General features: G+C 70.9%; 6 protein-coding genes. 3 read left to right on the top strand and 3 right to left on the bottom strand.

The window, feature by feature from the left end; all coding sequences use genetic code 11:
- From A4R44_RS45035 to A4R44_RS45025, 3 genes are all read right to left on the bottom strand, one after another.
- Nucleotides 1-2,240 (bottom strand): FtsX-like permease family protein (locus A4R44_RS45035; RefSeq protein WP_232792084.1); only part of this gene is annotated, 2,240 nt, incomplete at its 3' end.
- Nucleotides 2,237-2,998 (bottom strand): ABC transporter ATP-binding protein, encoded by a 762-nt coding sequence (locus A4R44_RS45030; protein ID WP_232792081.1) that lies wholly within the window; start codon nt 2,996-2,998, stop codon nt 2,237-2,239. The genes A4R44_RS45030 and A4R44_RS45035, both read right to left, overlap by 4 nt.
- 5 nt (nt 2,999-3,003) lie before the next feature.
- The gene (locus tag A4R44_RS45025) at nt 3,004-3,234 is read right to left on the bottom strand and encodes a hypothetical protein (RefSeq protein WP_067595765.1); all 231 of its coding nucleotides are present in this window, start codon (nt 3,232-3,234) and stop codon (nt 3,004-3,006) included.
- Between the two features lie 394 nt (nt 3,235-3,628).
- Here A4R44_RS45025 and A4R44_RS45020 point away from each other — a divergent pair, with 394 nt between their 5' ends.
- From A4R44_RS45020 to A4R44_RS45010, 3 genes are all read left to right on the top strand, one after another.
- A complete protein-coding gene (locus A4R44_RS45020; RefSeq protein ID WP_067595763.1) occupies nt 3,629-4,339 on the top strand; it encodes a TetR/AcrR family transcriptional regulator in 711 nt (236 codons plus the stop codon).
- A gap of 126 nt (nt 4,340-4,465) precedes the next feature.
- Nucleotides 4,466-5,083 carry a ScbR family autoregulator-binding transcription factor gene (locus tag A4R44_RS45015; RefSeq protein WP_067595762.1) on the top strand — a complete coding sequence of 206 codons (618 nt, stop codon included), beginning with the start codon at nt 4,466-4,468 and terminating at the stop codon, nt 5,081-5,083.
- A gap of 228 nt (nt 5,084-5,311) precedes the next feature.
- Nucleotides 5,312-5,850: BTAD domain-containing putative transcriptional regulator (locus A4R44_RS45010; RefSeq protein WP_067595761.1), on the top strand; the 539-nt coding region annotated here is incomplete at its 3' end.

Here is a 5,850-nt window from a genome sequence, read left to right as displayed (position 1 = left end):
GCTACCGAGAGCGTGTTCACCGCGGCGATCGCGGCGTATGCGATGGCGAGCACGGCCAGCAGGTAGTTGATCAACGCCTCGACGTCGGCACTCGCCTGAAAACTCGCGGCGAGCGCACTGTCGTCGCCGACGGTGACCCCGGGCCAGTCCTTCGCCCGGTCGGACAGCGCCGACACGATTGCGCCGGCGTCGCCGCCCCGCACGAGCACCTGCGACGCCAGGCCGCTGGTGGTGTGCGCGGCCAGCAGATCAGCGGGCAGCACCATGCTCGCGTAGCTGGACGGGCTGTCCAGCAGCGCGACCACGGTCACCGGCACCTGCGCCCCGTCGCCGAGCCGCATCTTGATCTTGGCGCCGACCTTGATCTCGAGATCGTCAGCGACCGACGCGGGCAGTGCCACGGAATCCCCGCGCAATGCCGTCAGCGAACCTTCGGTGACCTCGGTGGCGAGCACCGTGCCGCCCTGGTCCTGCGGAGCGACACCCAGCAGCCGCAGCGGATCGCTTCCGTTGCCGTCGTAGGGATCCTCGATCCAGCCGGAGCTGGTGACGAGCGGCGAGGAGGTCGAAACCCCTGGCGTGCTGCGGATCCGCGCGAGCTCGTCCGGGGAGAACCCGCCCGCGGCCGAGGTGAGCACCGCGTCCGCCTGCAACTGCCCGGCATACGCGCTGACCTGCGCTTTCTGCGCGGTGGTCTCGGAATACACATTGCCGAGCGCGACCGCGGTGGCGAGCGTGATCGGCGTGAGCACCGCGGCGAACGCGACGGCCCGCGCCCGGGTGTTGACGACCGCGAGCGTGGCGTCCCGGCCGGCGACCCGGCGCACGAACGGACCGAACCGGTCCACCACCCAGGCGATGATCTCCGGACCGAGCAGCGCGACGCCGATCGCGCCGGTGAGCAGCGCCGGACCGCCGATCGCCGCCGCGCTGTCGGCGGGCATGAAGACCGTGGTCGAAGCGAGCAGCACGGTGGCCGCACCGCAGATCAGCGCCCCCATGCGGCGCACCGCGTTCACCTTGGCCCCCGGGATCGCCGCCTCGGCCAGCGCCTGGATCGGCCGGGCCCGGGAGGCGGCCAGCGCGGCGAACCACGCGGCCCCGAAGGTGATCGCGAGCGTGGCGACGATCCCCGCCGCGAACGCGATGATGTCCTGGGTGAAGGCGAGTTCGTCCGGCACGATGCCGAGCGAGCCGCTGGTGCTGAAGATCCAGTTCCCGAGCAGGCTGCCCAGGAACGCCCCGCACACCGCGGCGAGCGCGCCGACCGCCATCGTCTCCATGACGACCATGCGGTGCACCTGTTTCGGCGTCGCTCCGGTCGCGCGCAGGAGCGCGAGTTCCTGTTGCCGCTGCCGGACGGTGAGGCTGATCGTCGCGGAAACGACGAGTGCCATCACGACCAGCACCATGCCGCCGAACACCGCCGCGAGCAGGATCAGCGGCAGCTGGCTTCCGCCCACGCCGACGAATTCGGCCGAACCGCGGTCGTCGCCGGTCAGCACCGTCAGCGACGGAACCTGCTCGGAGATCTTGCCCGCGAGGTCCGCCGCGTCGACCCCGTCGGCCGGGAACACGCCGACGAGCCCGACGGTGCCGGGATGCGCGTTGAACCGCTGGGCGTCCGCGACGGAGAAGAAGAACGCGGGCGCGCGCACGGTCTGCGAAGGCTGTGCGACGCCGGAAATCTGGAACGACTGCCGCTGTCCGTTCACCGCCAGGTCGACGGCCGAGCCCGCGTGCAGGCCTGCCGCGGACGCCGTGGCCGAGTCGAGCACGACCTGGCCCGGCGTGTTCGGAGCCGCGCCCTCGGTCAGCTGGTATCCGCCGAGCGAAGCCGAATCCCAGCCGTGTCCGGAAAGGACCGACGCACCCGGCTCGGGCGCACCGTCGTGCAGCAGCACCGTCGCGAACGAAACGTCCGGCACCGCCTGTCCGACGCCCTGCACCGCGGAGATCTTGGCGACCTGGTCCTCCGGCAGCACCGCACGCTCGGCGTACGGGACGACCTGCGATTCCTCGTCCGGCAGCTTGAACCCGGCGGACCCGCCGACGACCAGCGGCGCCGCGGACAGCCGCTCCGGCGCCGCTTTCAGCACGATCGCCGTTTCGAACAGCCCGGCACACGCGATCAGCAGACCGCAGCCGGCAAGGATGGCGACGAACGACGCGAGCGACGCCGCCGCGCGGTACCGGAGGCTCGACAGTGCGAGCGCGAGCACCACTCGCCGCGAACTCACCGCTGCCTCCTCGCTTGCTCGCCGAGGTGCGCCAGGGTGCTCGCCACCGCGTCGACGCCCGGGCTGGCCATCTGCGTGACGATCCGGCCGTCGACCAGGAACAGCACGGTGTCCGCGTGGGACGCGGCGACCGGGTCGTGGGTGACCATCACGATCGTCTGGCCCGCACTGACCAGCTCGCGCATCAAGCCGAGGACCTCAAGCGCGGTGGTGGTGTCGAGCGCGCCGGTGGGCTCGTCGGCGAACACCACGGCCGGGCGGGCGGCGAGCGCGCGGGCGATCGCGACGCGCTGCTGCTGCCCGCCGGACAGTTCGCCGGGCCGGTGCTTCACGCGCTGGGACAGCCCGACGCGCGCGATCACCTGGTCCACCCATGCCTTGTCCGGCGTGCGGCCGGCCAGCAGCGTGGGCAGCGTGACGTTCTGCTCCACGTTCAGCGCGGGCATCAGGTTGAACGACTGGAAGATGAACGCGACGTGGTCGCGGCGCAGTTCGGTGAGCTTCGTTTCGTTCTTGCCCTTGAGGTCGGTCCCGACGAGGGTGACCGTGCCCGAGGTCGGCGTGTCCAGCCCGGCCGCGCAGTGCAGCAGCGTGCTCTTGCCGGAACCGGACGGGCCCATCACCGCGGTGAAAGTGCCCGCCGGGAAAGCGACGGACACGCCGGCGAGCGCTTCGACCGCGCTCTCGCCGCGGCCGTAGGTCTTGTGCACCGCGTCCAGCTGGACGGACGTCGCCACGGAAGTGGTGGTCGTGGACACGTTGTTCACTCCGATCCGTTCCCGGAACCGCGGCGGTCGAGCGACCACCACACCGCGAGCACGATCACGCCGCCGCCCAGCGTCCACAGCCAGAACGGCCATTTGAAGGACATGCTGATGAGGCACATCAGCAGCCAGATGACGAACTGGACGCCGAGGACGGCGGCCCAGGCGATGGTGACGATCAGGCGAGCGAGTCCGCTCCCCGAGCGGGTCTTCTCGGTGCTCTCCGACATGAGAGGCCCCCCAATACGGCTTCGGCGGAGTCGGGATTAATTGTGTAAGGCTTGAACAGTTTAGCGGACCCCGGGTGATCGGGAAACCCCAGACCCCGGCGACGGCCCTCGCGGCGGCTCAGGAGACGCCGCCGGGCAGGACTCGGCGGATGCCGAACCGGATCAGCGCGCTGGCCGCCGCGACCGGCAGCCACCGCCCGGGCGGCGCGCGATCTCCGACAGCGGCGGTGAACCCGGGGTGCGCCGATCGGTCCCGNCGGTCCCGGCCGGCCCGCGGTCCGGTTCGGCAGCCCTCCCGATTCCGAACCGGTTGGTCTCGCTCACGTTGGCTCGCCCCCAGGCCAGATCGGTGTAAGACTTGCACAGTTTAGTGAAAGACGCACCGGAGCGAAAGATGCCGATCGAGCCCGACCCCCATGCCCTGCCCCCAGGCCTGTCCCCGGCATGGCGGGGCGGCCCGCGCCCCCGTCGCGGGCCGAAGCCCTCGCACACCGTCGAGGCGGTGGTGGCGGCCGCCGTCGAACTGGCCGACACCGAGGGACTGGCCGCCGCGTCGCTGCCGAACATCGCGTCCGCACTCGGGCTGACGACCAACGCGCTGTACCGCTACGTAAGCTCGAAAGACGAACTGCTGATCCTCCTGGCCGAGTCCGGTTTCGGCCCGCCCCCGGACCCCGCCGCGGGCCTGGAGTGGCGCTCAGCGGTCCGAACCTGGGCGGACGCCGCCGCCAAACGGTATGCCGCGCACCCCTGGCTGCTGGACGTCCGCGAGAGCCTGACCCCGCATCGCCTCGGCTGGACCGAACAGCTCCTGGCCGTCTTCACCGGAGCCGGTTTGTCCACTGTGGACGCGCTGCGCTGCGCGGACCTGGTTTCGGCCGTAGTCCGGGCCACCGCGGAGCGCCGCCGAACGGCGGCCGACCCGGATTCTCCCGAATCCGCCGAATACGCCGCCGAAGTACGAGCTTTCCTGCAACCACGACTGTCCGAAGGCGGCTATCCGCACCTGGCCGAACTGGCTGAGTCCCACGGCTGGCCAGCCGCCGCCCCGGAGGACTTCGCCCTGGAACGAGTCCTGGACGGAATAGCCGCCCTGCTCCCCTGACCCCTGCTCCGGCTAAACCATACCAACCGAGCGGTTTTTACTGGCTTTCCGGGCCGCCGGGACGTAGACTGGCCCGCTGGACGGGGGTCCGCTGTGGACCGATCCGCCAAAGCGAGAGGGGCCGGCGTGGCTCGCCAGGAGCGTGCGGAGCAGACACGGAACGCGATCCTCGAGGCGGCCGCCTCGCGGTTCGACGCCGTCGGCTTCCTCGGCGCGAGCCTGTCGGAGATACTGGCCGGAGCGGGCGTCACGAAGGGCGCGCTGTACTTCCACTTCAAGTCGAAGGAAGACCTGGCCGACGCCCTGATCGACGAGCAGTTCACGGTCTGGGAGCCGCTCGCGGCGATCGAGAGCCCGGGGCTGCAGACGGTCATCGACCTGACCCAGGGGATGGCGGCCAGCCTGCAGTCCGACGTGCGGGTCCGGGCGAGCGTCCGGCTGGTCATCGAGCAGGGTTCGTTCATCGCGCCGGCGGGCAACGCGTACAAGCGGTGGATCGACACGATCCACGGCTGCCTGCTCGCGGCGAAGGCGGCGGGCGACTTGCGCAAGGAGATCAACGCGTACGACCTCGCGGTGTACGTGCAGGCGTCGTTCACCGGGATCCAGCTGAGTTCCCAGGTGCTGACCGGCCGCACCGACCTGATCGAGCGCACCACGTACATGTGGACGACGATCTTGAGCTCGGTGGTCCCGCCGCGGCGGTTGCACCGGTTCGCCCCGCAGGGGGCCGCCTCGGTCTGAGGCCACAAGGGCGGCCCGGCAGTGCGGGCCGCCCTTTTCCGTGCGCTGCGCCGGGATCGATGCCCGTTCGCCGAACAAACCGACCGACCTCCCGGTTTTATCTTGAAAACCGGGAGGTCGGTTTAGTATGCTGCCGGAGCGGGACCGGGCAGCGCGGCGCCGGAGAACGACACTGGGGGCGCCCGGCCGGGCGGATCCGATCGACGCGGACACCGGAGGGCACGGGAAATGGACTACGGGATTCTGGGGCAGATCAGGGTGGCGGGGCGGCCCGGCGTGAGCGCTCCGCGGGCACGCAAGATCGAGACGCTCCTGGCCGTGCTGCTGGTCAAGCGGAACCAGGTCGCGACCGCCGAGCACCTGATCGGGCAGCTCTGGGGCGAACACCCGCCGGCCCGTGTGAGCGCCGCGCTGTACGTCTACGTCTCGCAGCTGCGGAAGCTGCTGCGCGGCACGGGCTCCGCCGACAGTCCCGTCGTCACCAGCCCGCGCGGCTACTCGCTGCACGTCACGGACGGCGAACTCGACGCCGACCGCTTCATCCGCCGCTACGAGCTAGGCCGGTCCCGGTACTGGGATCGCAACTACAAGGAGGCCGCCACCGTCCTGCGCGAGGCCGCGGATCTGTGGCGCGGCGAGGCGTTCGGCGGCTTCACCGACTCCCCCGACGTCCAGGCCTACGCCGCGCTGCTGGAGGAAACCCGGCTGGAGTGCCTGGAACTGCTGATGGAGACCGAGCTGCTGATCGGGCGGCACCGCGAGGTCGT

Origin of the sequence: Amycolatopsis sp. M39, assembly GCF_001651785.1 — a bacterium.
Classification (GTDB): Bacteria; Actinomycetota; Actinomycetes; order Mycobacteriales; family Pseudonocardiaceae; genus Amycolatopsis; species Amycolatopsis rubida.
The sequence above is the reverse complement of the archived record's forward strand: the minus strand, read 5'-3'. Positions and strand labels throughout refer to the sequence as shown.